This is a genomic window from Notoacmeibacter ruber, from assembly GCF_003668555.1.
GTDB classification, from domain to species: Bacteria; Pseudomonadota; Alphaproteobacteria; order Rhizobiales; family Rhizobiaceae; genus Notoacmeibacter; species Notoacmeibacter ruber.
Genome location: NZ_RCWN01000001.1, coordinates 453,823 through 478,872, shown reverse-complemented (window position 1 = coordinate 478,872; position 25,050 = coordinate 453,823). Strand labels below are relative to the sequence as shown.

Sequence of the window (25,050 nt, the reverse complement as noted above, 5' to 3'; positions counted from 1 at the left end):
CGCCAGTCCCAACCTCAGACTAGGAATTGAAGATCGATGCGTAACGATCTTTCAGGTCGTTCTTCAGAATCTTGCCCATGGCATTGCGGGGAAACTCATCGAGTATCACGATCTTTTTCGGTCGCTTGTAGGCTGCGAGATCGGGTTTGATCGCCGCCGCTATCTCATTCTCGTCTACAGCCTCTCCGCTGGACAAGGTGACGGCGCAAACGACGCCCTCTCCAAAATCGGGATGCGGCGCCCCGAAGACAGCCGCCTCCCTGACGCCGTCCAAATTGGCGACGACGATTTCCACCTCGCGGGGATAGACGTTGTAGCCACCAGAGATGATGAGTTCCTTGCTGCGACCGACGAGATAGAGATAGCCATCCTCATCGAGCTTTCCGAGATCGCCGACATCGAAGTAGCCGTCGCTGGTCCATTCATCCGTGAGGTCAGGCCTCTGCCAGTATCCGGAAATCGTCGCCGGACTATTGATCTGGACGCGGCCGACCTCCCCCTGTTCGACCGGCCTTCCGTTCCTATCGACGATCCGAACGTCGATATTGGGAAGTGGCACACCGACAGAGCCGACCTTCCGCTGCCCCTCCAGCGGATTGCTGGTGATGATGCAGGTCTCGGTCGATCCGTAGCGCTCGACGATATTCAGACCGCTGCGTTGCGCAATGGCATCGAATAGTTCGGGCGAGAGAGGCGCGGACCCAGAGGTCGCCAGCCGCAGGTTGCGACATGTCTCAGCATTGAAGGCCGGATCGGCCAGCAATCTGGAGTAGATCGCCGGGACCGCCATCAGGACCGTGGCCTCCGGAATTTTCGCAAGCGTTGCCTCGGTGGTGAACTTTTCAACCAGTATCAGGCTGCCTCCAACACCGAGCGGCATGGCTGCCGCGAGAAACAGACCATGCGCATGAAACATCGGCAGGATGTGCAGAACCCGGTCATTGGCGCCGATCTTCCAGAACTGGGCCAAAGCGGAAAGGTTTGCGGTGAGATTGCCGTGCGAGAGCGGAGCGCCCTTTGGTCGCCCTGTGGTGCCGGACGTATAGAGCATGGCGGCAAGATCGCTCGGGCCCGGCGGCTGATCGTCTGGCGTTGCATCCAGAGGGGTGGCTTCCAAAAGGTCCTCGCCATCCGGGGAACCCAGATCAAGAGAGACAAACGGCAAACCATCGACATCGGCCGCGCCTTCTTGAGAGCCGATCATCAGCCGAGGCTCCGCATCCTCGGCGATATCGGTGACTTCGCGGCGCGAATACTGCGTATTGATCGGCAGGAAGATCGCACCCGCTCGAAAAACGCCGAACAGCGCTGCGAGCGCCTCGATCGACTTTTCCAGCTTGACGGCGACGCGGTCTCCCGGCTGTACGCCTTTCGACCGGAGCGCCGCCGCGATACGGTCGGCCTGCCGCTTGAGATAGGCGAAATCGTAGGTCGTGCCATCGAAGAGCACGATGGCGGGCGCGGATGGCTGGTTTTCCGCGTGCCGGGCCAATGAATCATAAAGGGTTCCGGAGGTGTCGATCATGATGGGTCTCCTATCGCCCGTGGAAGTCCGGTGAGCGCTTGTTTGCAAAGGCATCCAGCGCCTCCTCATAGTCGCGGCTCGATGCGCAGCGATCTGAAAGGTCGAAAGGGAGTTGCCAGTCGCGATCGCGGTCGAAGGCCATACACTCGCGGATCGCCGCCTTCGACGCTCTCATCGAAAGGGGTGCGTTTCGGCTCATGCGCTGGAGTCGATCCTCAACGAACTCGTCCAGCTCGGCGGCCGGGCGGACGGCATTTGCAAACTGACAACGAAGCGCAGCGTCGGCATCCAACTGGCTTCCGGTCATCAGGATCTCGGACGCATAGCCCTTGCCGACAACGTCGACGAGCCGCTTGATCCATTTCGGACTGTAGCCGATGCCGAGGCGAGCAGCGGGGACTGCAAAACGGGCCTGGTCGTCCAGATAGCGCATGTCGCATGCGAGCGCGATTGCGGTGCCCGCCCCGATGCAGAACCCATGCACCAGCGCAACGACCGGCACCGGGATCAATTCGATCGCCTCCACGGCAGCCTGCACGGTCTGAGTGTACGCTTCAGCCTGTTCGCTGCTACGGCGCGCTTCGCCGAATTCGCTGATATCGGCCCCGGAAGCGAAGGCTTTCTGCCCCTGCCCCCTGATCAGGACGACGCGCAAATCCTCATCATCCTGCAGAGACTTGGCTGCCTCCGTCAGCCCGGCCCACATTTCCCGCGTTATCGCATTACGACGAACGGGGTTGCACAAGACAATACGTGCAATGCCGTCCTTCAACGTCATTTCGACCGCCGGGCTTTGCTGCGCGGCGCTCTGCTCGGATATTTCCTCTTCCACTCTCACTCTCCTCCACCGTTAAAACGAAGCCTGCTCTCCGGCCGCCTTCGCCCATTTTTGAGAAAACAGTATACAGATTTAAAATTAGTGTGTACCGTAAATTATGGAGGATACAAGATTGGCAGCCGAATTTCGTTTGCCGATCGTCTGGGAGGTGTAGCTCATGAGCACTCTACGGCGTGCTAGCGGAGCCTTTAGTTTCGGCTTGTTTGTGGTGTGCGCAGCGGGCGTCATGTTCATGGCCCTGGCCGTCACCTACGAGGTGATGGCGCGTTATCTGCTCGGCAGTCCGACAATCTGGGTTTCCGAGCTGTCGAGTTACACGCTCGTCGCGACAGCCTTTCTCGGCGCAGCCTGGACCTTGCGGGTGGGCGGCCACATCCGCATGGATCTTATCGGCGAGACGGGAGGCCGTGCTGGCCGCCGTTTCTCGGATATCTGCATGTTCGTGGTCGCCGCGATCGTCGCGGTCGTCCTTCTATGGACCGGCTGGCAGATGGCTCTGGCGTCCTTCCGCTTCGGCTGGCGGGCATCCACCCTTCTCGCAACACCGCTCTGGATACCCCAGGCGCTGATCCCTTTGAGCTGCATAGCGCTCCTTTTGGAGTCGCTGGTCGGACTGGCTGATACGATCAGCGGTCGGCGCTATGAAAGCGAGGAACGGGCATGATCCTCGGTTTCGTTTTTCTGGCGATCCTGCTTTTCGCCATCGTGATCGGTGTGCCCGTCGCGTTCGCGCTTGCCGGAACCACCCTTCTGGGCCTTCTCATGACAGGCGGATTGTCGTCGATCAGCGCGATGTCGAACATTGCATGGGGGACCACCTCCGAATTCGTGCTGACGGCCATCCCTCTCTTTGTCCTCATGAGCGAGATCATCGGCGCCACCGGCATCGGCAAGGATCTCTTTGCGGCCGTCGAGCGCTGGCTCGGTCGCATCGGGGGCGGACAAGCCATAGCAGCTATCGTCGCGAGCGCGGTCTTTGGCGCGGTGAGCGGCACGGCGGTCGGCGTGGCGGCGGTGATCGGCGCGGTTGCCGTGCCGGAGATGCTGAAGCGCAATTACCCCAAGACAGTGGCGGCAGGATCGGTTGCAGGCGCCAGCCCGCTCGGCATGATCATTCCGCCGAGCCTTCCCCTTATCATCTACGGCGTCGTGACCGAGACACCCATTGCTTCGCTGTTTCTGGCCGGTATCCTGCCCGGCATCCTCATTACACTCCTCTGCTGCATCCTTGTCAGCTTCATGGTTCGAAAGTCAGACAAAGACACCATTTCGGCCAGTCACGTCGGACGGCTTGAATCACTCGTTCTTTGTCTGCCGGTTCTCATTCTCGTCGCTCTCGTGATCGGTTCGATCTATCTCGGCATCGCAACCCCGACGGAGGCGGCCGGCGTCGGAGCCATAGGCGCCTTCATCATCGCAGGCGTACAGCGCAGGCTGACACTTCAGAACGTCAAGGCCGTCCTCCTTTCGACCGCCCGGACCAGCGCCATGCTGCTCTTCGTTCTGATGGGGGCGATGCTGTTCGGCTACCTGCTCGGCGTCACGCAGATGCCTCAGGAACTGACAGCTTTCGTCGTTGGGATGGACGTTTCGCCCTGGGTCGTCTTCGCGCTGATCATGATCGCCTACTTCGTCCTCGGCATGTTCCTGGAAGTCACGTCGATCATTCTGATCACCATGCCGGTGATCTTTCCAACCGTTCTTGCACTCGGGTTCGACCCGATCTGGTTCGCCATCGTCCTGATGGTGAATATGAGCCTTGCCGTCGTCACGCCGCCGGTCGGTCTCTGCCTCTACGTGGTGAACGCCTGCTCACCGGAGATTTCGCTTGGCGATGTCATCCGGGGGACTGCGCCGCTGATGGCGATGTACATCGTCGTCCTCGTGGCGCTTTGCGTGTTTCCGCAACTGATTGTCTACTAATGGGAGAGAGAAGAATGCTGAAAGTTCTAACCGCGCTTGCCGTGATTATCGGCGGGACAAGCGTCGTCTCGGCGCAAGACCTGAAACTCGGACACTATTTCGCGACGGAAGATTTCCGGGGCAAGACGGCGCAGTATTTCGCCGATCAGCTTCAGGAAATCGATGAGGACATTACGGTCAACGTATTTCCGAACGAGTCGCTCGTGAAAGGCCGCGAGGCTCTTCAGGCCACATCGCAGGGCGTCGTGGACATCTATTCGGTCTATGCCGGATATCTTTCCGGCCAGGTGCCGCTGATCAACGTCTTCTCGCTGCCATTTCCGCCGGAATCCTATGATGACGCCGCCATGTACGAGATGGCGTTGGACCCCGAAGTCGTCTCCATCCTCGACAAGACGTTCGCGCAGTTCGGCGTGAAATATCTCGGTGTCATCAATTCCTCCGGTCCGGCTCAGCTCTTCTTGAGCAGTCCCGTCGAATCTGTCTCCGGCATTTCCGGTCTGAAGCTCCGCGGTGCCGGCGGTCTGTCTGACGAGGCGCTCCGGGAGCTTGGGGCGTCGGTGGTTCTGCTCAGCGCCGCCGAGCAGTTCCTCGCACTCCAGACCGGCACGGTCGATGGCATTTCCACGACCTGGTCGTCCTACATCAACTATGGCCTGGCCGATGTGGCACCGACCTATCTCGCCGCGACGGTTGTTCGCGCCCCTTACCTGCTGCTGATGAATGCGGCGAAATACGACTCCCTCAGCGACGAACAGAAGCAGAGCGTCGACGAAGCCGTCCGCCGCACGGTGGAATGGTCGCGCGAAAATTTCGAAGAAGAGCAGAGCTCGCTTCTGGAGAAGGTGAAAACCCAGGCCGAGACAGTTGTCGAGGTAAGCGCTGAAGAGCAGGCTTCGCTGCGCGAGCAGATGCAGCCGATTTATAAGAGCTACACCGACGATAATGGCGAAGACGCACAGAAGCTGATGGATATCTGGCAGAAGGTGACCAACAGCGAAAAGTGATCATGGCGAATGATCGCCTGAACAGACCTCAGGCGGGCGCCGACCAAGGGTACGGCGCCCGCTGCCACTCCGACAGGAGCTGAAACCGTGAAAAAGCGTCCTCTCTGGCCTGAAGGGCCTTCAGTATCCGAACTTTGCCTCGGCACCATGATGTTTGGCGATCAGACCGATGAAGACGAAGCGTCCGAGATCCTCGATCGCTATTTCACCGCCGGGGGCAATTTCGTCGATACCGCCGACATGTATTCGGCCGGAGCCTCGGAAGCGATGCTCGGACGGCTCAGTAGCCGCCTCCCCGAAGGCACAATTATAGCGACGAAGGTCGGCAACCGTGTCGGCTCCGATGAGCGAAGCGGCGGCTTGTCCCCTGACTGGATACGCGAGGCCGCGGCGCGCTCTCTGGACCGGCTCGAACGCAAACAGATCGACCTCTACTATCTTCATCTGGATGATCCCTCTCAGGATCTCGCAGCGACGATCGATGCTCTCGGCGAACTGCTCGCCGACCACCGCATCCGGGCCTGGGGCTTCTCCAATTTTCCGGCTTGGAAAATTGCCGAGCTGGTGCGTCTAGCCGATGCTGCCGGCGTCGACCGGCCGGTCGCAGCGCAACCGCTCTACCATATGCTCAACCGCGAGGCGGAAGCCGGCTTCATCCCGGCATGCCGCCATTTCGGTATGTCCGTCGTGAGCTATTCACCACTGGCGCGCGGCGTGCTGACCGGCAAATATGCCACCGACGGCGCGCCGCCTCCAGGTTCGCGTGCAGGGCGCGGCGACAAACGAATCCTGCAAACCGAGTTTCGTCCAGAAACGCTTCAACAGGCTGCGGCAGCCGCCGAATACGCACGCGAGAGCGGCCGAAATCCGGCTCATCTCGCCATCCGCTGGGTTCTGGCGAATGATGCGGTAACGTCCGTGCTCGCAGGACCGAGAACGGTCTCCCAGATCGAGGGCTATCTCGAGGCGCTGAAAACCCGCTATGACAGCGCCGATGAAGAGATGCTGAGCAGCCTCTGCATCCCCGGCAAGAGCGCCGCGCCCGGTGCCTTCGACCCGAAATATCCGCCCGATGGAAGGCATCTGCGATGAGGGGAAGCGACAGCAATTTTCGCTCCATGCTTCAACCCGCGCGATTCGCTGTGTAGAGAGGAGCAAGGGCAAAGCGCCCTTACAAAATTGAATGTTCGAGGCAAAACCGCGTGTCAGATCAGAGTCGTCTCCAAAGCGAACAGGTAAGGAATGGTCTGGAGGAAGACATCCTGCTCGGGCGGATCCAGCCGGGCGATTATTTGTCCGAAAGCCGGCTTGCTGATCGCTTCGGCGTCTCCCGAACACCGGTACGTGAAGCGATCCGAAGCCTTGCCGCCGCGGGCCTTGTTACACTTCGCCCACGCCAACGCGCCGTTGTGCGCGGACTGACAGTCGTCGAGATGCTCGACCAATTCGAATGCATGGCCGAACTGGAGGCGTCCTGTGCCCGTCTGGCCTGCCGCCGACGGACGTCTGACGATCTCGAAAAGATGGAAGCCGCCCAGGCCGAATGCCGTCGCTTCGCGGCGCAGTCCGATACCGAGCGCTACTATGCGGCGAACTGCGTTTTCCATGAAGCGATCTACAATGCGGCTGGGAACGCATTTCTGCGAAAACAGACCATGGCGCTCCGCGATACGCTCTCGTTTCTTCGCATTGCCCAAGGGCGACTACCAGGCCGCCTTGCCAACTCCTCGGCCGAGCATGACGGCGTATTGGAAGCGATCAAGATGCGTGACGAGCGCATCGCCGCCGAAGAAATGCGCGCTCACCTGATCTTCCAGGGGGAAGGCCTGCGCAACATGATTCACCGGAACGCCTCAGGCCCGCTCACGTCGGCGTAGCCTCACACGGCTTTCCAGTCGCAAGGAACGTGGTGCGATCAGCGACGACAATACGGAGATAAAGGCACGAGCACTCGGATCGGAAGGTTTGTTGGACGACGGTCCCGGCTTCATGCTGAATATGCTCGTCGGCGGGTTTCTCCAATCGCTAGCCCATCCTCATCTTAAGCGTTGTGTTCGGCTTAAACGCTTGGATACTATTTACGCGCAAGATTAACTGCATAACCAAATGCGAGAATGAAACGTGAACATCTCTTTCGATGAAGGGCAAGTTTTTGAGCTTGCGCCTGTGGCCATGTGGATCGAGGATTTCAGCGGTGTGAAACTGTTGTTCGATCACTGGCGCTCCGAGGGAGTTGAAGATCTCCGCGCCTGGTTGAAGGAAGACGTTTCCCGGGTGATCGAATGTTCCAGCGCGATCCGCGTATTGCGGGTGAACCGCAGAACGCTGGAGCTATTCGAGGCGGAGAACCATGAAGATCTGGTCGCAAATCTTGATCGCGTTTTCCGTGATGACATGCTGACCACCCATATTGAGGAACTGGCGCAGCTCTTTGAAGGCAAGCGGGAATTTTCAAGCAATGCCGTCAATTACACACTGACCGGCCGTCGCCTCGACATCCAGTTGCGCGGCTCGATCATGCCCGGACACGAAGAGACAATGGACCGGCTTCTCTTGACGACGGAGGACGTGACCGAGCGCGAGGCGGCGCGCCGGCGCGAGGAAGAGCAGCGCCGTTACGCGGAAGGGATCTTCGAGCATTCCCCGGTATCGCTGTGGGTCGAAGATTTCAGCGGGATAAAGATGCTTCTGGACGGCGTCCGGGAAAGAGGAATCACCGATTTTTGCGTCTTTACCGACGTTCATCCGGAATTCGTGCGCCAGTGCATGAGCGAGATCCGCGTCCTGGCAGTCAACAACGCGACGCTCGAACTGTTCGGTGCGCCTGATCGCCAGAGCCTGCTTCAGAACCAGCAGGAGATCTTTCGCGGCGACATGGAGAAGCACTTCCGTGAGCAGCTTGTCGAACTCTGGAACGGCAATCTGGTCCACAGCCGGGAAGTGTTGAACTATGCGCTTGACGGCACCGAGCGCCACGTCCTGCTGCAGCTTGCCGTGTTACCCGGCCATGAGAACGATTGGAATCTCGTTCAGGTCTCGCTGACAGACATTACCGCGCGCAAGAAGGCGGAAGCCTATCTTGAATATCTCGGCAAGCACGACGTGCTGACGCGACTGCACAATCGCGCCTTCTATACGGAAGAACTGAACCGGCTTGATAGGAAGCCGTTGAGGCCGGTCGCTGCCATCATCATCGATTTGAACGGGCTGAAGGAAACCAATGACAGCCTCGGACACGAGGCCGGCGACGGCGTACTGCGCCGGCTGGGGGAGGTTCTCAACGAAGCCGTCGTTGCGCCCAACTGCGCTGCCAGGATCGGTGGCGACGAGTTTGCCATTCTCATGCCGGGAGGCGACTGGATGAAGGTCGCCACGATGACGGAAAACATCGAGAAGCTACTGAAGATCAACAACAAGTTCTATTCTTCCACACCGATCTCAATATCGATTGGCGCTGCCGTTAGCGAGGAGGGCGACAGCATGGAGGCCGTGGTCGGTCGCGCTGACCTCCTGATGTACGCCCGCAAACAGGAATATTACGCCTCCAAACGGAAAAAGGACCTCGGCAATTCCAGCGCTGCCTGAACGGTGAGACTCTTTGGGACCTCTATCGCTTTCCCGCTGTTGCGTGGAAATGCACCGACTATAGGACTGGGCGCAGCGAACGTCTTGCCTCTCCCTCAAAGCACCGCTGGACCGGCCGGTCGCAACGCACGGAGTTAGGCCGCGGCCGCGTCAAGGAAAGAAGAGCCTCCAAAACGTCCGCTTTCCTAGAGGTTCGCACTCAACGCGCTAGATCGGATGCCGTTTCAAAAATGGCTTCGTCGAGAGTCTTGACCATCAGCTCGGCTTCACGCTGCAATGCGCGTCCGCTATCGGTGAGATGAGGCCAAGGTTGAGCCATTCTCAACGCCATTTGGATCACCCGCTTGTATCACTCGGGTTCTCATCAGTCGACGATCTGGCTTATCATATCGACGTTCTTGAATATCCAAGAACGATGGTGCCCAGGGGCGGAATCGAACCACCGACACTGCGATTTTCAGTCGCATGCTCTACCAACTGAGCTACCTGGGCATTCCGGAAATTTGCCCTATCGGGCCGACGCGGCTTGGTGTTCCAACGTCCGGAAACGGGCGGGTTATAGCGACGCACCCGGCACGTGGCAAGCGGTCGGCGGGCGCTTTTTTCAGTTCATTGATTAATCGCCGCGTTCGGCGGTTTCCTCCACATTTTCTTCCTCTTCCGTCACCGGAATCGCATAGGCGCCGGTAAGCCATCGGGACAGGTCGACATCCTTGCATCGCGGGGAGCAGAAGGGGAAATGTTCGCGGGCGCTCGGGCGGCCGCATTCCGGGCACGGCCGGGCCGGACGAAGCGGCGTAACGTTGTCGGGTGGCACTATTCAGCTTCCATCGGTTCGGGGCGGCAATCGCATCGGCTCCTTCTCATCTTGTGAGGCAGGCCGCGCGGTTCAAGACCGAAAGAGATCAAACGCGACCGGGCTGTCCGAGCCAAGACTGGTGCACGTGAAAGCCCTCGCCCACGAGAAGAGAAACGGTCTCGTAGAGCGGCAAGCCGACCACATTGGAATAGCTACCGACGAGTTTGACGACAAATGTCCCGGCGAGGCCCTGGATGGCGTAACCGCCAGCCTTTCCGCGCCATTCGCCGCTGGCCAGATACGCATCCAGTTCTTCGCCGCCGAGGCGCTTGAAGCGGACGCGGCTTTCGACAACCTTTTGACGAAAATGCCCTTTGGGCGTGACGAGGCAGATGCCGGTGTGAACGCGATGGCTCCGCCCCGACAGAAGCCGCAGGGCCGCGGACGCTTCATCCACCATCTCGGCCTTCGGCAAGATGCGCTGCCCGACCGAAACCACGGTGTCGGCGGCCAGGAGGAAGGAACGCTGCTGTGCGGCGACATCACGCTGCGTCTTATACGCGGCTTCAGCTTTCTGCACCGCCAGCCTTTTGGCGAGCGAGCGCGGATGTTCGGCGCGTTTCGGCGTTTCATCAATATCGGTCGGCAGCAAGGCGTCCGGTTCAATACCGGCCTGCTGTAAGAGTTCTACACGCCGCGGCGAGCCGGAGGCGAGGATCAGTTTCTGCAAGACACTCATGGCCTCTCCGCCCTTCTGCCTTCGCCGGGCGGCTTACTTGAAGCGATAGGTGATCCGGCCCTTCGTCAGATCATAGGGCGTCATCTCGACAAGAACCTTGTCGCCCGTCAGCACACGGATGCGGTTTTTGCGCATGCGGCCCGCCGTGTGAGCAATGATCTCGTGATCGTTTTCCAATTTCACCCGGAACATGGCGTTTGGGAGCAACTCCGTCACGACACCGGGAAATTCGAGGACTTCTTCTTTGGCCATTATTCGCCTTTTTCCATTGCGGTGCGCGGCCACCAAGGTGCGGCGCGCGCGGAACCTATAGGAAGAGCAGGCGTAAGGGAACAGCCCTTCGCCCGCGCTTCTTCATGATGATGCTTGCTTTTAACCACGCCAGTGCAGAACGCAAACAAGGGTGAATAGACGCCGCGCCGTATCGAAATCGACATCGATCTTTCCGGCGAGACGATCCTGCAAGGTTTGACTGCCTTCATTATGGAGCCCCCGACGCCCCATATCAATGGCCTCGATCTGTGCAGAGGAAGCGCTGCGGATCGCTTCATAATAACTTTCGCAGATCATGAAGTACTCCTTCACGATCCGGCGGAACGGCGTCAGGGAGAGTATATTGGTCACAACCTGCTCGCCATCTTCCCTGGAGATGGCGAAGACCAGTTTGTTGTCGCGGACGCCCAGGCGCAGTCGATATGGGCCGCCCTCATCGTCGCCGACCGGGTGAAAGCTGTTCTCCTCGATCAGATCGAAGATTGCGACTTCGCGCTCATGCTCCACATCGGGTGTGGAGCGGCCGATCGATTCGTCCAGCACCACATCGATCAGCCGGTTTTTCGGCTGTTCAGCCATCGGCGTCTCCCGGATTCAACCGTATCGAGACCGAACGGGCATGAGCCCCGAGCCCCTCCGCTTCGGCCAGCGCTACAGCCGAGGGCCCCAGAGCGCGAAGCTGCTCCGGCCCGCATTTGAGAAGGCTCGTCCGCTTCATGTAATCGAGGACGCCGAGACCCGAGGAGAAGCGCGCGGATCGCGCCGTCGGCAGCACGTGGTTCGAGCCACCCACGTAATCGCCGATCACTTCCGGCGTGTAGGATCCGATAAAGATGGCACCGGCATTGCGGACGCGCTCGACATAACTCTCGGCGCCTTCGAAGGCGAGTTCCAGGTGCTCTGCGGCGATCCGGTCGACGAGCGGCAGGGCTTCGTCGAAATCCGAGACAGTGATGATCGCACCGAAATCATTCCACGAGGCGCGGGCGATCTCGCCGCGAGGCAGGGTCTGAAGCTGGCGTTCGACCGCTGCGCGAACCGCGTCGCCAAAGGCCTCGTCATTCGTCACCAGAATGGATTGCGCGGCTTCGTCATGTTCGGCCTGAGCAAGAAGGTCGGCCGCGATCCAGTCCGGATTGTTGTTCGCGTCGGCAAGAACGAGAACTTCCGACGGGCCGGCGATCATGTCGATCCCAACGGTACCGAAAACCCGGCGCTTCGCTGCCGCCACATAGGCATTGCCGGGGCCGACAATCTTCGCGACAGGCGAGATCGTTTCCGTCCCATAAGCGAGGGCGGCCACGGCCTGCGCACCGCCCACGCGGTATATTTCCCGAACCCCCGCCAGCTTCGCAGCCACCAGAACGAGTGGATTGACCTTCCCGTCCGGCGTCGGAACGACCATCGCGATCCGCTCCACCCCTGCCACGGCAGCCGGCAGCGCATTCATCAGAACGGACGAAGGATAGGACGCCGTACCGCCCGGCACATAGAGTCCGACGGCCTCGACCGCCGTCCACCGGCTCCCCAGTTCGACACCGAGGGCATCCGTGTATCGATCGTTCTTCGGCAATTGCCGTTCGTGATGTGAACGGATGCGATCACGCGCGAGCGTCAAAGCGTCCAGCGTCTTTTGATCAACGCGCTGGAAAGCGTCTTCGATCTGTTGGGCGGTAAAAGCCAGCCCGCCAGCCTTGCCAACGTCGAAGTGATCGAAACGGCGCGTATAGTCCGCCAGCGCCCGGTCGCCGTCCTTGCGGACAGCGCTGATGATCTCGGCCACAGCCTGATCCACATCCGACGATGTTTCACGCTTCATCGCCAGAAGCGCTGCAAAACGGTCCTCGAAGTCGGTGGAAGCGGTCGAGTGTGTGATGGCCATGGCTGGCGTTTGCGTTCCTGGTTCGGCCTGATGGGGACGGCAGCGTCGGCGACGCGCCTCCCACACCTAAAGTTCGTGAGCGGGACGGTTCTCCGTCTGCCATGCCGCGCCGAGATCGGCAAGCCGCAGTTCCAGACACTCCACCTCTAGGGCGATCGTTGCGTCACCGGAGAATGTCAGTTCGATCGCGCCGCCCGGATCGTCCTGCGCGTCTGAGGGGGTAAAGCGGAGCGCCAGAAGATTGAGCACGGCCTCTTCAGCGGATCGATCGATGCCGGTTGAGCGGACGGCCGTGACACCCGAAACCGAAAGTGCCGAAAGGCGCCGTTCGCCCCGACCGAGGAACCGGCGTTTCTTTTCCCAGGCATAGCGCCGCAGAGGCAGTAGAAACGTACGTGTTCTACGGTCGTAGGATGCCTCGACCGGTTTGACGAGCGCATCCTGCGTATGGGCAGAAAGGATGACGAGATCGTCTATGTCGAGAGCGGCAAGTTTCAGCGCGTCCATAAACCATTCCATGCGTGGATGAGCGTTCTGATGAACATTGTCACCGATCGGGCGGTGTCCAGTCGCTTTCGACGGATCGGCGATGGGAAAGACGCATGGCAAGGCCGATCGAGACCCCGACGCCGATGGCGACGGTGAGGTCGACCAGCACCGTCAAAACGAGCGTGACCACCAGCAGAACGGTCTCGCTGCGCGGTCCGCGCGCGTAATCGGCCCATCTGTGCGGCTCGCTCATGTTCCATGCGGTAATGAGAAGAAGGGCAGCCAGAGCCGGCATAGCCAGATAGCTGGCCCAGGATGCGATCAGCAGCATGACGAGCAGGATCACCGCGGCGTGAACCAGCCCGGCAACGGGCGTCCGCCCTCCTGCCTTGATGTTGGTTGCGGTTCTGGCGATCGCTCCGGTAGCGGGAAGGCCACCGAACAGGCTCGACGCAATGTTGGCCACCCCTTGCGCTGTCAGTTCCGCATTGGGCCGGTGGTGACCCTCGATCATGCGGTCGGCCACCATCGCGGACAACAGAGATTCCACCCCCGCCAGGAATGCGATGACGAGAGCGGAAGGGAAGAGTTCGCTCACCCGAGACCAGGATAACTCCGGCAAGGCAGGCACGGGAAGCCGACTGGGAAGTTCGCCGAAGCGGGAACCCAGCGTATCGACCGGCAGGGCGAACCAGGCAACGGCAAAGGATGTGGCGGCAACGGCCAGAAGCAGACCGGGAAAGCGCGGCGCCGCCCGCCGCAACACGACGATCAGAACCATCGTGACAACAGCGATGGCGAAGGCTGGCCAGACAACCGTCTCCCGCGCCGACCACAGGACCGGCAGCTTTTCGACCATATCCGCCGGCACCTCGCCCACGGTCAGGCCGAAGAAGTCCTTCAACTGACTGGTCGCGATGATCACCCCGATACCGATGGTAAAACCGTTGATGACGGCTTCCGGAATGAAGGCGATCAGATTGCCCGCCCGAAAATAGCCGGCGATGAGCAGGATGAAGCCGGCCATGAAGGTCGCCAGGACCAGCCCGTCATATCCGTGGTCGGCGATCACGCCATAGACCACCACGATAAACGCCCCGGTCGGCCCGCCGATCTGAACGCGGCTTCCGCCGAGAAGCGAGATGAAGAATCCTGCAACGATGGCTGTGACCAGTCCCTGGCCGGGGTCGGCGCCCGAAGCGATCGCAATGGCGAGGCTCAGCGGCAGCGCCACCATCGCCACCGTGATACCGGCCAGCAGATCGGCGACAAACTGTGACCAGCTATAGGTTCGGATCGTCGTCAGGATTTTCGGTTGGCGCATTGGTCGCCTTCAGCCGCCCTTGTCATTCTCGTCGGGGCACCCTGCCCCGCAAACACGGGACGATCCAAGGCGGTGCTGCGATAGCGCAACAACGCACCGCCAGACGCGGGCTTTCAGCCCGCGACGCGCTCGATCTGCGCTCCGCAGGCTGCCAGTTTCTCTTCAAGCCGCTCGAAGCCACGATCAAGGTGATAGACACGATTGACCTCGGTCGTCCCCTCGGCGGCAAGACCGGCGATCACGAGAGCCGAAGAGGCTCTCAGATCGGTTGCCATCACCGGCGCACCGCGCAGCGATTGCACACCCTCGACAACGGCCGTCTGGCCGGAAAGGGTAATATTGGCGCCCAGTCGAGCCAGTTCCTGCACGTGCATGAAACGATTCTCGAAAATCGTCTCGACAATACGCGAGGTTCCGCTGGAGCGGGTCATCAGCCCCATGAACTGGGCCTGGAGATCCGTCGGAAAGCCCGGAAAGACCTCTGTTGTCACATCGACCGGCGCAATCTCCGCGCCATTCTTGACCACCCGGATTCCGCCGGCCTCCTCCGTCACCTCGGCGCCGGTTTCACGGATCTTCTCCAGCGCAGCCTGAAGAAGATCGGCCTTCGCGCCGGCCAGAAGCACGTCTCCGCCCGTCATGGCCACTGCCATGGCATATGTTCCGGTCTCGATACGATCGGGGACGACCGCGTGACGCGCACCGGAAAGCTGATCGACACCCTCGATAGTGATTGTCGAGGTGCCATGACCGGAAATCTTCGCGCCCATCGCGATGAGGCACTCGGCCAGATTGACCACTTCAGGCTCGCGGGCCGCATTTTCCAGTTCGGTGGTGCCCCGGGCCAGTGTGGCCGCCATCATGAGCACGTGGGTCGCACCAACAGAGACCTTCGGAAAAACGTAACGCCCCCCTTTGAGGCGGCCATCCGTGCTGGCGTTGACATAGCCGCTATCGACCTCGATCTGCGCGCCGAGATGCCGTAGCCCGTCGAGGAAGAGATCGACAGGGCGCGTGCCGATGGCACAGCCACCGGGCAGCGAAACACGTGCCTTTCTCATTCGGGCCAGCAGCGGGCCGATCACCCAGAAGCTCGCACGCATTTTGGAAACGAGATCGTAGGGCGCGGTCGTATCCACAATGTTGCGCGCCGTGAAATGAATGGTGCGGGCGTGCCCCTCATTTTGCCCGCGGCGCTTGCCCGCGACCGAATAGTCGACGCCGTGATTGCCGAGAATGCGGATCAGCTGCTCCACATCGTTCAGGTAGGGCACATTCTCAAGTGTCAGTTGATCATCTGTCAGAAGCGAGGCGATCATCAGCGGCAGGGCCGCATTCTTGGCGCCCGAAATGGGAATGGTGCCAATAAGAGGCTGGCCGCCCACAATGCGAATACGATCCATCAATTATCCTCGGGGCTGTCTGCAGCGCCTCATTCAAAAAAGGGCCTGCGCAGCCGGTTTGCATCAGCTTGAAACTGGCGCGTTCCTCTAGACGAAGTTGGCAGAACGTTCAAGAATCGCGTTCCGGGCCTGCTGGGAGACCATCTCCCGCCTGCTCGCGCGTCTCCTCGTCCAAGGCGGGCAGACCTGTCCGTCTATCGGCCTTGCCGCCGCGCATGGCATGCGATTGCGCCTTACGTCGTCTGATATTGGCGCGCAGTTGCTCAGCCAGGCGGTCTTTTCTTTCCTTTTCCGACACCGGTCCCTGCACTCCCTTTTTCGGAGACGGTCCCGTCCGCCGAAAATTTGCTTTCTCCACTGCTTGCCAAGCCCCGGAGGTTATGGCAATACCCGCCGCGTTCGCGCGCCGCCATTCGAGGCGGCCTTCTTTTACGCGTTCCGCTGCCGTAGCTCAGGGGTAGAGCACTCCCTTGGTAAGGGAGAGGTCGAGAGTTCAAATCTCTCCGGCAGCACCATCTCCTCGACATTTCACGTTCTCGCTGCGGCCATGGGCCGGCTGTGCGTACCCATTCCACAACGCTTTATCCGCCCCGCACGGCAGAGCTGCGCAGAAGTCTGCCGCTGTGCAGCCGCTCGGGCTTTCAAACGCCGGCGAAGCGCTGCGCATGCCAGCGGAGGTGATCGTCCATGAAGGTCGAGATGAAGTAATAGCTGTGATCGTAGCCATGCTGGAGGCGCAGCGTCAGATCGATACCCGCTCTCTCGCAGGCATCCGCCAGCAATTCCGGCTTCAGTTGCTCCTTCAGGAAATTGTCGTCGGTACCCTGATCGACCAGAAGCGCCGGTACATGCGCGCCATCCTCGATCAGCGCGACGGCATCATGCTTGCGCCAAGCGCCTTTGTCATCGCCAAGATAGGCCGGCAGGGCCTTGTGACCCCAAGGCACCTGGCTCGGCGCGACGATGGGCGCGAATGCCGACACCGCCTTGAAACGGTCCGGATGGGAAAGACCGATGGTCAACGCGCCGTGGCCGCCCATGGAATGGCCCATGATCGACTGGCTGGAGGCGTCCATCGGGAAATGCTCGGCGACAAGAACCGGCAGCTCCTTCGTGACATAGGACCACATGCGATAATTCTCGGCATAGGGCTCATCGGTCGCATCGACATAGAACCCCGCTCCGAGGCCGAAATCATAGGCCCCGTCCGGATCGTCGGGAACGCCCTCGCCACGCGGCGATGTATCCGGTGCGATGAAGATGAGACCGAGTTCGGCGCAGGCTTTCCGGTATTCGCCCTTTTCCATGACATTGGCATGGGTGCAGGTGAGACCGGAAAGGTACCAGACCGCAGGCAGTAGCGCACCCTCCGCATGGTCCGGCACGAAGACCGCAAACGTCATGTCCGTCTTAGTTTCGGTGCTTTCGTGACGGCAGACATATTGCGTGCCGCCATGGCTGCGATTCTGGCTCAGGATTTCCATTGCAATCTCACTGCTTGACGGGTGCGCGCTTCCGTTGCGTGGTCGCGCCTTTCTTTTCCAGGATACGCCACGGGGAGACGTCGCGATCAATGATGTAATAGCCAGTCCGTTCTATAAGATGGCTCAGCTTGGGACTGCCGAAATTTCGAGGATCGAAGTCCGGATCACTGGCGATCAACTGCTTTCCGAGAAGACTCAGATTGTGCTTCTTCGGATCTTCGCCAAGCGCCGAAAGCGCTGCTCGAATCTTGGGTATGGCGGCCGTCGGTGGTGACAGGTTGGCTGATGGATCCGGCTCTTTTTCAGAGCCTTCTTCCGAAGAGGCCTCGACAATGTTCTCGATGAACAGAAACCGCTTGCAGGCCCGCCGAAATGCCTCCGGTGTCTTGCGCTCACCGATACCGTACACGTCGTAGCCCTGCTCACGGATGCGGCTGGCCAGACGGGTGAAGTCGCTGTCGGACGAGACCAGAACGAAGCCGTCGAAGCGATCGGAATGAAGCAGATCCATCGCGTCGATCACAAGTGCGATATCGGACGCGTTCTTGCCGGTCGTATTGGCGGACTGCTGATGCGGAATGATTGCCAGACCAGCAATGATATCGAGCCAGCCTTTCATGCGCGGCGAGGAAAAGTCCCCATACAGCCGGCGCACCGCCGCCTCGCCCAAGCTGGCGATCTCGTCAAAGATCGCTTTGGCAGCTTTGGGCGTCGTATTGTCGGCGTCGATCAGGACGGCCAGCAGAGGCGTATCGCGCTCCGCCATCGATCAGTAGACGACGACGGCGCGGATCGACTTGCCCTCATGCATCAGGTCGAACCCCGTGTTGATGTCTTCAAGGTCCAGACGATGGGTGATCATCGGGTCGATCTGGATCTTGCCGTCCATGTACCAGTCGACGATCTTCGGGACGTCGGTCCTGCCACGTGCGCCGCCAAAGGCCGTGCCTTTCCATTCGCGGCCCGTCACGAGCTGGAACGGACGGGTGGAGATTTCCTTGCCGGCCTCGGCCACACCGATCACCACCGAAACACCCCAGCCGCGGTGGCAGGCTTCCAATGCCTGGCGCATGACCGTCGTGTTGCCGGTGCAATCGAAGGTGTAGTCGGCACCGCCATCGAGCATCTCGACGAGATGGGACACGATATCGCCGTCGATCTCTTTCGGATTGACGAAGGCGGTCATGCCGAACTTCTCGCCCCATTCCTTCTTGTCATTGTTGAGATCGACGCCGACGATCCGGTTCGCGCCGACCATCTTGGCACCCTGAACAACGTTGAGGCCGATGCCGCCAAGGCCGAAAACGACGACGTTCGCGCCCGGCTCGATCTTGGCGGTGTTGACCACAGCGCCGACGCCGGTGGTCACGCCACAGCCAATATAGCACGTGGTGTCGAAGGGCGCGTCATCGCGAATCTTCGCAAGCGCGATCTCCGGCAGAACCGTGTAGTTGGAGAAGGTCGAGCAGCCCATATAATGATAGATCGTCTGCCCTTTGTAGGAAAAGCGGGACGTGCCATCGGGCATGACACCCTTGCCCTGGGTGGCGCGGATCGCGGTGCAGAGATTTGTTTTCTGGGAGAGGCAGCTTTTGCACTGGCGGCACTCCGGCGTGTAGAGCGGAATGACGTGATCGCCTTCCTTGAGACCCGTCACGCCGGGACCGACTTCACGGACGATACCGCAGCCTTCATGGCCGAGAATGGAGGGGAAAAGCCCTTCGCTATCCAGACCGTCAAGTGTGTAGGCATCGGTGTGGCAAATGCCGGTGGCCTTGATCTCCACCAGAACCTCACCGGCCTTCGGCCCTTCAAGATCGACTTCCACGATCTCCAACGGCTTCTTGGCTTCGAATGCTACGGCAGCACGTGTTTTCAAGGCATTCCCTCCGTCGATGCAATTTCGTTTCAGGCCTAGGCGAAATGACCATGAATCTTCAAGCATGGCGACCCCATGCTTCGATTGAAATTATCTATCGAAGCATGGTTCGAACCCTATGGCCGGGTCTGTTTCGCTTAACGCATCGCCCAACCATGGCTGACCACGATCGACTGGCCGGTCAACGCGTTGGAGCGGAATGAGGCCAGAAAAACAGCCACATCGGAGACGTCTTCCATGGTGGTGAATTCCTGATCGACCGTGTTGCCGAGCATGATCTCGTTGACGACTTTCTCCTCGGAAATGTCGAGATTCTTCGCCTGTTCGGGGATCTGCTTTTCCACCAGAGGCGTTTTCACGAAGCCCGGGCAGATCACATTGGAGCGAACGCCGTGCTTTGCGCCTTCCTTGGCCATCACGCGCGAGAGACCGAGAATGCCGTGCTTAGCCGCGACATAGGCCGCCTTCTGCGTCGAAGCCTCATGGCTGTGGACCGAGCCCATATAGATCAGCGATCCCCTCTTTTGCGGATACATGTATTTGACGGCGGCCTTGGTGGTCAGAAACGAGCCGTCGAGATGGATGGAGACCACCTTCCTGAACTGATCGTACGGAAAATCCTCGATCAGATGTACGATCTGGATGCCGGCATTGGAAACGAGCGTGTCGATGCGGCCGAACTTGTCGGCGATCTTGCCCATCCCGGAATTGACGGCCTCCTCGTCGATCACGTTCATGTTGACCGTCATGCTTTCGGTGCCGAACTCATCCTTCAACATCCGCGCGGTTTCTTCCGCGCCATCCATATCGATGTCGCAAATGGCGATCTTGGCACCTTCGGCAGCCATGCCTCTTGCAATCGCCTGACCAATGCCGGAGCCGGCGCCGGTGATCACTGCCACATTGCCATCGAGAGATTTCTGGTCGGCCATCTGGCCCTCCGCTCTTTTGCCTGTCTACTGCCCTTGCGGGCCCTGCCGGACAATTGTGCTGCAATGCCGCAAAGGCAAGCATTGCTTGCCGGCTTCAGCGTGGCCCCGTTGCATCCTTATGGACCAGCGCGTCGCGAATTTCCGTCAAAAGCTGGATATCCGCCGGCGGCGCGGCCGGAGCGACCTCTTTTTCCTTGTTCTCCTTGCGGCGCAGATTGTTCACCGCCTTGACCATCAGGAAGACGATGAAGGCAAGGATCAAGAAGTTGAGAATGACCGTTACGAAGCTGCCATAGGCCAGAACCGCGCCCTGGTCTCTTGCTGCGTCCAGCGTCTCGGCCTCGACACCCCCGGCGAGGGGCAGGAAGTAGTTCGAGAAATCGAACCCGCCGAAAATCGCACCGGCAATCGGCATGATGATGTCGTCGGTCAGCGATTTCACGATTCCGCTGAACGCACCACCGATAATGACGCCCACCGCCAGGTCGATCACGTTACCCTTGGCAATAAACTCCTTGAATTCCTGATAAACCGCCATCGGGCTCTCCTACTGATCGTGTCTCGACAGCTTTGCTGCCTCGCGCCCGGCAAATCCATACCAAATGCCACCAATGGTTAACCATGACCGGCTTTCGGAGCGTGCCGGGCTCGTCTAGGATCAAAATCGGCAACGGCTTGGGAGGGTCGAAGGGACAATGTTCAGATGAACGGATGGGTCATTTCGCTCGTCGCGCTCAGCTACCTCACGGTGCTGTTCGTGGTTGCAGCCCTCGGTGACAGAGCGCAGAAGAGCCGTGATCGCCGTGCCCGCCCCATCCGCTACGCGCTGTCGCTTGCGGTCTACTGCACCTCGTGGACCTTTTTCGGCTCGGTTGGCGTGGCCGCCAATAACGGACTGCAATTTCTGGCGATCTATATCGGGCCGGCGCTGGTCTTCATTCTCGCAACGCCATTCCTGAAGCGCATCACCCGCCTGTCAAAGGCCGAGCGGATTACGTCGGTGGCGGACTTTCTGGCATCGCGCTACGGCAAGAGCTTCTCCATCGCTTCAATCGCAACACTGATCGCGACGGTCGGGGTGGTCCCTTATATTGCCCTGCAACTGAAAGCGATCGCGGCCGCAGTCACCTTGATGGCCGAAACGCGCGGTGTCGGGGCAGCCGCCCTCCCCATGCCCATCGGTGTCGGCGGTATCGCATTCTGGGTGACCGTGCTGCTGGCCATCTTCGCCATGCTGTTCGGCACGCGTCAGACCGATGCGACGGAGCACCAGGACGGGCTGGTCTTCGCCATTGCCATCGAATCCGTCGTCAAACTCGCCGCATTTCTCATCGTCGGCTTCAGCGTCTCGTTCCTGCTTTTCGAACCCACAAGCCTGTGGGAGCAGGTCAGCAACCATCCGGCGGTATGGAACAGCCTCTCCAATGATACGCCGATGATCGGCTGGATCACGATGACGGTTCTGTCCGGCTCCGCCATCCTGCTCCTGCCCCGCCAGTTCTACGTCATGGTGGTAGAGAACCGGTCGGAGAAGGAGGTGGAGCGCGCCCGCTGGCTCTTCCCGCTCTATCTCGTCGCAATCAACATCTTCGTGCTGCCGATTGCGCTGGTCGGCCTGACCACCGTTGGCGGCCAGACGACGCCCGATCTCTATGTTCTTTCCATTCCCCTTCTCGCGGGCAATGAATGGCTCTCGATCGTGGCCCTTGTCGGCGGCCTGTCGGCGGCGACCGCCATGGTGATCATGGCCTCGGTTGCCCTTTCCATCATGATCTCGAACGATCTCATCATGCCGGTCGTGCTTCACAGGACGCTCGGCATGCGCTGGGCCGATCATGAGGACTGGTCGCGAACCATCCTCTTCATCAGGCGCCTTGCGATCGCGGCCTTGCTCGCGGCCGGCTACTTCTACTACCGTTCGATCGAGAACGAGGCGCTTCTCGCATCGATCGGCCTTTTGTCCTTCGCGGCGATTGCGCAGTTCCTGCCCGCCTTTTTGGGCGGACTTCTCTGGCGCAACGCCAATGGTCGCGGTGCGATCGCCGGCATGCTGGTCGGCATCAGCGCCTGGTTTTACACTCTTCTCCTCCCCAGCATTCTGCCTCAGGATATCGCGTTTCTGGCGGAGGGGCCTTTCGGCCTGACATTTCTGCGGCCTCAAGCCCTTTTCGGCCTGAATCTGCCGCCACTCGAACATGGCACACTCGTCTCGTTGGCTGCCAACACGCTCGCTTTTATCGCATGCTCGCTATCCAGGCGGGCCTATCCGCGTGAAAGGATCCAGGCGGCCTTGTTCGTGCCGCGCGGCGCCGGTCGTCCGCCCTTTCCCCGCAAGATCAAAACGGAGCTGACGGTCGGAGAACTGCAGACCACGATCGGTCGCTATCTCGGACACGAACGAACGGCGCGGAGCTTCGAATCCTGGCAGCGCCGCGAGAATATTACCTTTGAGCCAAGCGATATCGCCAATGGCCAGATCTTGCGTTTTTCCGAAAGTCTGCTCGGCAGCGCCGTCGGCTCGTCTTCGGCGCGGTTGATCCTGTCACTTCTTCTGGAGCGGTACGACACCAATGCCAGCTTCGCCTATTCGCTTCTGGACGATGCGACCGAAGCGCTTCAGCAAAATCGCGGCCTCCTACAGATCGCGCTCGACCAGATGGAGCAAGGGATCACCGTCTTCGATCAGGATCTTCGCCTGACCTGCTGGAATAGGCGCTTTCGCACCCTCTTCAACCTGCCGGAAGCGCTGGGCGAGGTCGGAACGCCCCTGTCGGACGTTGTCGAACATCTGGCTCGACAGGGAGAGATCGAACAGGCCGAAGTCGAATCCATTATCGACCGGCTGGCGCGCTCCCTGCCGCCATGGGAGTTGGAGCTTCGCCAGTCCGGACGGATCATCGAGATGCGCACGCAGCCCATGCCAGAGGGCGGAGTGGTCGGAACCTATACCGATATCACTTCTCAGGTCGAAGCCGACCGTGCGCTCAAACGGGCCAATGAAGGCCTTGAAGCGGCCGTTGCAGCGCGCACGCACGAACTTCTCAACGTCAATGGCGAACTGGTCGACGCGCGCCGCGCGGCCGAGGAAGCCAATCTCGGAAAGACCCGCTTTCTGGCTGCCGTGGGACATGACATTCTGCAGCCCCTCAACGCGGCTCGGCTCTATTGCTCGGCGGCGGGCGAACGGATGGGCAAGGAAGGCACGGAAAAGAGCGGCGATTTGACGGAGACCGTCGGACGCATCGATGCGTCTCTCGACGCCGTGGAGAACATTCTTTCCGCCGTACTCGACATTTCCCGCCTCGACACCGGTGCCATGACGCCCAGCCTCAGCACCTTCCAGCTCGGCGGCGTTCTGCGACAGGTCGGCACCGCTCTGGCACCCTTGGCCGAGGCGAAAGGCGTCGAACTGCGGGTGCTGCCATCGTCGGTGGTCGTCGAAACCGACATCAACCTGCTGCGCCGTCTTGTGCAGAATCTTCTGTCGAATGCGGTGAAGTATACCCGTCAAGGCCGGATCCTGCTCGGGGTGAGACGAAGAGGAGCATTCGTCGACATCCAGGTTTTCGACACCGGGATCGGCATGGCGGCGGATCAGCTGACAGAGATCTTCGATGAATTTGCGCGACTCGAAGAGGGCGCCCTTGAAGCGGAAGGGCTCGGCCTTGGACTGTCCATCGTCGACCGGATCGCCCGCGTTCTCGGTCTGGACGTTTCCGTTCGCTCCCGGCATGGCCAAGGCACGTGTTTCAGCGTCCGGCTGCCGGTCAGCGCCGCAAAAACAACAAGCGAGACCCGGCTTGCTATGCCCACCCCTGCCATTGCCGCGGACATGGAGAACCTGACCGTCCTCATTATCGACAATGAGCCCGACATTCTGGACGGTATGGAGCTTCTGTTGACCGGTTGGGGCTGCAGCGTGTTACGCGCGACCGGCTCCGCAGCGATCGAGGCACTTCCCGGAGACGATGCGCCGGAAATGATCCTTGCCGATTATCATCTCAATGGTGAAACCGGCTTCACGGCCATCCAGACGGCACGCAGTCGTTTCGGGCACAGTATTCCTGCCGTTCTCGTGACGGCCGACAGATCGAAATCGGTGATGGGCGACGCGTTGGAACGGGACATTCCCGTGCTCAACAAGCCGGTCAAGCCGGCGCGCCTCAGGCTGGTCATGAGCCGCCAGAAAAAAGCGATCAGAACGGCAGCGGAGTAAGAGGCTCTAACCGCGCAGGGACAATGCGGGACTATTGGCGCTCAGTTTCGACAAGAGGATGACGGCCTGCGTGCGGCTGTCGACATTCAATTTTGTCAGGACAGCGGAAACATGAGCCTTGATGGTCGCCTCCGAGACACCGAGCTCATAGGCGATCTGCTTGTTCAGAAGACCTTCGCCGATCATCGTCAGAACGCGGGTCTGCTGGGGCGTCAGCGTGCCAAGCCTTTCGATAAGCTCAGAAATCTCGGGATCGGTTTCCACGCCCAGCTCGATATGTGGGGGAACCCATACCTGCCCTTCAAGCACACGCTCGATGGCTTCGCGTATCGTCTCCATGGACGCTGATTTTGCGATATAGCCGGAAGCTCCAAGCTCAATGGCACGCCGGATCGTCTCTGGTGATTCCGATGCCGAAACCACGATGATCGGGATGTTTGACTGCACGGCGGAGAGACCGACAATCGCAGAATGGCCCGACGAGCCCGGCATATTGAGATCGAGTAGGATCAGATCATAATCCTCCCCCTCCTCGACGAGCCGTTTGGCGCCGGCGAAATCACCCGCTTCATGGATCTCGCACGCGTTCGGAAGGCCGGAGAGAACCTGGCGCAACGCACCGCGGAAAAGCGGATGGTCGTCCGCGATCAGAATATTCAGTGTATTGTCGTCGGACTGCATTTACCCTCCCCCCGCGGCTGACAAGACCCTCCCTTGACCGACCGCGGCGCGCTTTTTTGCTTGTAATGCGC

General features: G+C 60.1%; 23 protein-coding genes and 2 tRNA genes. 8 read left to right on the top strand and 17 right to left on the bottom strand.

The window, feature by feature from the left end; translation table 11 throughout:
* Positions 1 to 19: 19 nt before the first annotated feature.
* Entirely contained in the window at positions 20 to 1,525 is a 1,506-nt protein-coding gene (locus tag D8780_RS02290; RefSeq protein ID WP_158598416.1) for an AMP-binding protein, read from the bottom strand.
* A gap of 10 nt (positions 1,526 to 1,535) precedes the next feature.
* The gene (locus D8780_RS02285) at positions 1,536 to 2,357 is read right to left on the bottom strand and encodes an enoyl-CoA hydratase-related protein (protein WP_121644177.1); all 822 of its coding nucleotides are present in this window, start codon (positions 2,355 to 2,357) and stop codon (positions 1,536 to 1,538) included.
* Positions 2,358 to 2,520: 163 nt separating this feature from the next.
* Between D8780_RS02285 and D8780_RS02280 the strand changes: the two genes are divergently transcribed.
* From D8780_RS02280 to D8780_RS02255, 6 genes are all read left to right on the top strand, one after another.
* Positions 2,521 to 3,027 (top strand): TRAP transporter small permease subunit, encoded by a 507-nt coding sequence (locus tag D8780_RS02280; protein WP_121644176.1) that lies wholly within the window; start codon positions 2,521 to 2,523, stop codon positions 3,025 to 3,027.
* On the top strand, positions 3,024 to 4,286 hold the full coding sequence (locus D8780_RS02275; protein WP_121644175.1) for a TRAP transporter large permease: 1,263 nt from the start codon (positions 3,024 to 3,026) through the stop codon (positions 4,284 to 4,286). The genes D8780_RS02280 and D8780_RS02275 overlap by 4 nt, the downstream gene beginning before the upstream one ends.
* A gap of 14 nt (positions 4,287 to 4,300) precedes the next feature.
* Positions 4,301 to 5,293, top strand: coding sequence for a TRAP transporter substrate-binding protein (locus D8780_RS02270; protein ID WP_158598415.1), 993 nt, complete (start codon positions 4,301 to 4,303; stop codon positions 5,291 to 5,293).
* An 87-nt stretch (positions 5,294 to 5,380) separates the two neighbouring features.
* Positions 5,381 to 6,385, top strand: coding sequence for an aldo/keto reductase (locus tag D8780_RS02265; RefSeq protein WP_245412225.1), 1,005 nt, complete (start codon positions 5,381 to 5,383; stop codon positions 6,383 to 6,385).
* 110 nt (positions 6,386 to 6,495) lie between these two features.
* Complete coding sequence (locus D8780_RS02260; RefSeq protein WP_121644172.1) at positions 6,496 to 7,170, top strand: GntR family transcriptional regulator; 675 nt, start codon at positions 6,496 to 6,498, stop codon at positions 7,168 to 7,170.
* Positions 7,171 to 7,465: 295 nt separating this feature from the next.
* Positions 7,466 to 8,878 carry a sensor domain-containing diguanylate cyclase gene (locus D8780_RS02255; protein ID WP_121646308.1) on the top strand — a complete coding sequence of 471 codons (1,413 nt, stop codon included), beginning with the start codon at positions 7,466 to 7,468 and terminating at the stop codon, positions 8,876 to 8,878.
* Positions 8,879 to 9,294: 416 nt separating this feature from the next.
* Here the strand turns inward: D8780_RS02255 and D8780_RS02250 are convergent.
* The 9 genes from D8780_RS02250 to murA form a co-directional block, all read right to left on the bottom strand.
* Positions 9,295 to 9,370, bottom strand: a tRNA-Phe gene (locus D8780_RS02250).
* A 124-nt stretch (positions 9,371 to 9,494) separates the two neighbouring features.
* Positions 9,495 to 9,695, bottom strand: a complete 201-nt coding sequence (gene yacG, locus D8780_RS02245; RefSeq protein WP_425373618.1) for a DNA gyrase inhibitor YacG — start codon at positions 9,693 to 9,695, stop codon at positions 9,495 to 9,497.
* A gap of 88 nt (positions 9,696 to 9,783) precedes the next feature.
* On the bottom strand, positions 9,784 to 10,416 hold the full coding sequence (locus D8780_RS02240; protein ID WP_121644170.1) for a Maf-like protein: 633 nt from the start codon (positions 10,414 to 10,416) through the stop codon (positions 9,784 to 9,786).
* Positions 10,417 to 10,449: 33 nt separating this feature from the next.
* Positions 10,450 to 10,668, bottom strand: a complete 219-nt coding sequence (gene infA / locus D8780_RS02235; protein WP_094075588.1) for a translation initiation factor IF-1 — start codon at positions 10,666 to 10,668, stop codon at positions 10,450 to 10,452.
* 120 nt (positions 10,669 to 10,788) lie between these two features.
* Positions 10,789 to 11,268, bottom strand: coding sequence for a UPF0262 family protein (locus tag D8780_RS02230; RefSeq protein WP_121644169.1), 480 nt, complete (start codon positions 11,266 to 11,268; stop codon positions 10,789 to 10,791).
* Complete coding sequence (gene hisD / locus D8780_RS02225) at positions 11,261 to 12,571, bottom strand: histidinol dehydrogenase (RefSeq protein ID WP_121644168.1); 1,311 nt, start codon at positions 12,569 to 12,571, stop codon at positions 11,261 to 11,263. The genes D8780_RS02230 and hisD overlap by 8 nt, the downstream gene beginning before the upstream one ends.
* Positions 12,572 to 12,637: 66 nt before the next feature.
* Positions 12,638 to 13,078 (bottom strand): DUF2948 family protein, encoded by a 441-nt coding sequence (locus D8780_RS02220; protein WP_121646307.1) that lies wholly within the window; start codon positions 13,076 to 13,078, stop codon positions 12,638 to 12,640.
* A gap of 40 nt (positions 13,079 to 13,118) precedes the next feature.
* Complete coding sequence (locus D8780_RS02215) at positions 13,119 to 14,384, bottom strand: SulP family inorganic anion transporter (protein WP_121644167.1); 1,266 nt, start codon at positions 14,382 to 14,384, stop codon at positions 13,119 to 13,121.
* A 113-nt stretch (positions 14,385 to 14,497) separates the two neighbouring features.
* Entirely contained in the window at positions 14,498 to 15,787 is a 1,290-nt protein-coding gene (gene murA, locus D8780_RS02210; protein ID WP_121644166.1) for a UDP-N-acetylglucosamine 1-carboxyvinyltransferase, read from the bottom strand.
* Positions 15,788 to 16,227: 440 nt separating this feature from the next.
* Between murA and D8780_RS02200 the strand changes: the two genes are divergently transcribed.
* A tRNA-Thr gene (locus tag D8780_RS02200) sits at positions 16,228 to 16,302 on the top strand.
* Between the two features lie 126 nt (positions 16,303 to 16,428).
* Here D8780_RS02200 and fghA read toward each other — a convergent pair.
* From fghA to mscL, 5 genes are all read right to left on the bottom strand, one after another.
* Positions 16,429 to 17,271 carry an S-formylglutathione hydrolase gene (gene fghA / locus D8780_RS02195; protein ID WP_121644164.1) on the bottom strand — a complete coding sequence of 281 codons (843 nt, stop codon included), beginning with the start codon at positions 17,269 to 17,271 and terminating at the stop codon, positions 16,429 to 16,431.
* Between the two features lie 7 nt (positions 17,272 to 17,278).
* Complete coding sequence (locus D8780_RS02190) at positions 17,279 to 18,037, bottom strand: NYN domain-containing protein (RefSeq protein ID WP_121644163.1); 759 nt, start codon at positions 18,035 to 18,037, stop codon at positions 17,279 to 17,281.
* A 3-nt stretch (positions 18,038 to 18,040) separates the two neighbouring features.
* Positions 18,041 to 19,150, bottom strand: coding sequence for an S-(hydroxymethyl)glutathione dehydrogenase/class III alcohol dehydrogenase (locus D8780_RS02185; protein ID WP_121646306.1), 1,110 nt, complete (start codon positions 19,148 to 19,150; stop codon positions 18,041 to 18,043).
* Positions 19,151 to 19,287: 137 nt separating this feature from the next.
* Complete coding sequence (locus tag D8780_RS02180; RefSeq protein ID WP_121644162.1) at positions 19,288 to 20,082, bottom strand: 3-hydroxybutyrate dehydrogenase; 795 nt, start codon at positions 20,080 to 20,082, stop codon at positions 19,288 to 19,290.
* Positions 20,083 to 20,176: 94 nt separating this feature from the next.
* Positions 20,177 to 20,620, bottom strand: a complete 444-nt coding sequence (gene mscL / locus D8780_RS02175; RefSeq protein WP_121644161.1) for a large conductance mechanosensitive channel protein MscL — start codon at positions 20,618 to 20,620, stop codon at positions 20,177 to 20,179.
* A gap of 165 nt (positions 20,621 to 20,785) precedes the next feature.
* On the opposite strand from mscL, the gene D8780_RS02170 reads away from it, so the two are divergent.
* Entirely contained in the window at positions 20,786 to 24,298 is a 3,513-nt protein-coding gene (locus D8780_RS02170) for a hybrid sensor histidine kinase/response regulator (RefSeq protein ID WP_121644160.1), read from the top strand.
* A 6-nt stretch (positions 24,299 to 24,304) separates the two neighbouring features.
* On the opposite strand, the gene D8780_RS02165 is transcribed toward D8780_RS02170, so the two are convergent.
* Entirely contained in the window at positions 24,305 to 24,979 is a 675-nt protein-coding gene (locus tag D8780_RS02165) for a response regulator (RefSeq protein WP_121644159.1), read from the bottom strand.
* Positions 24,980 to 25,050 lie beyond the last annotated feature (71 nt).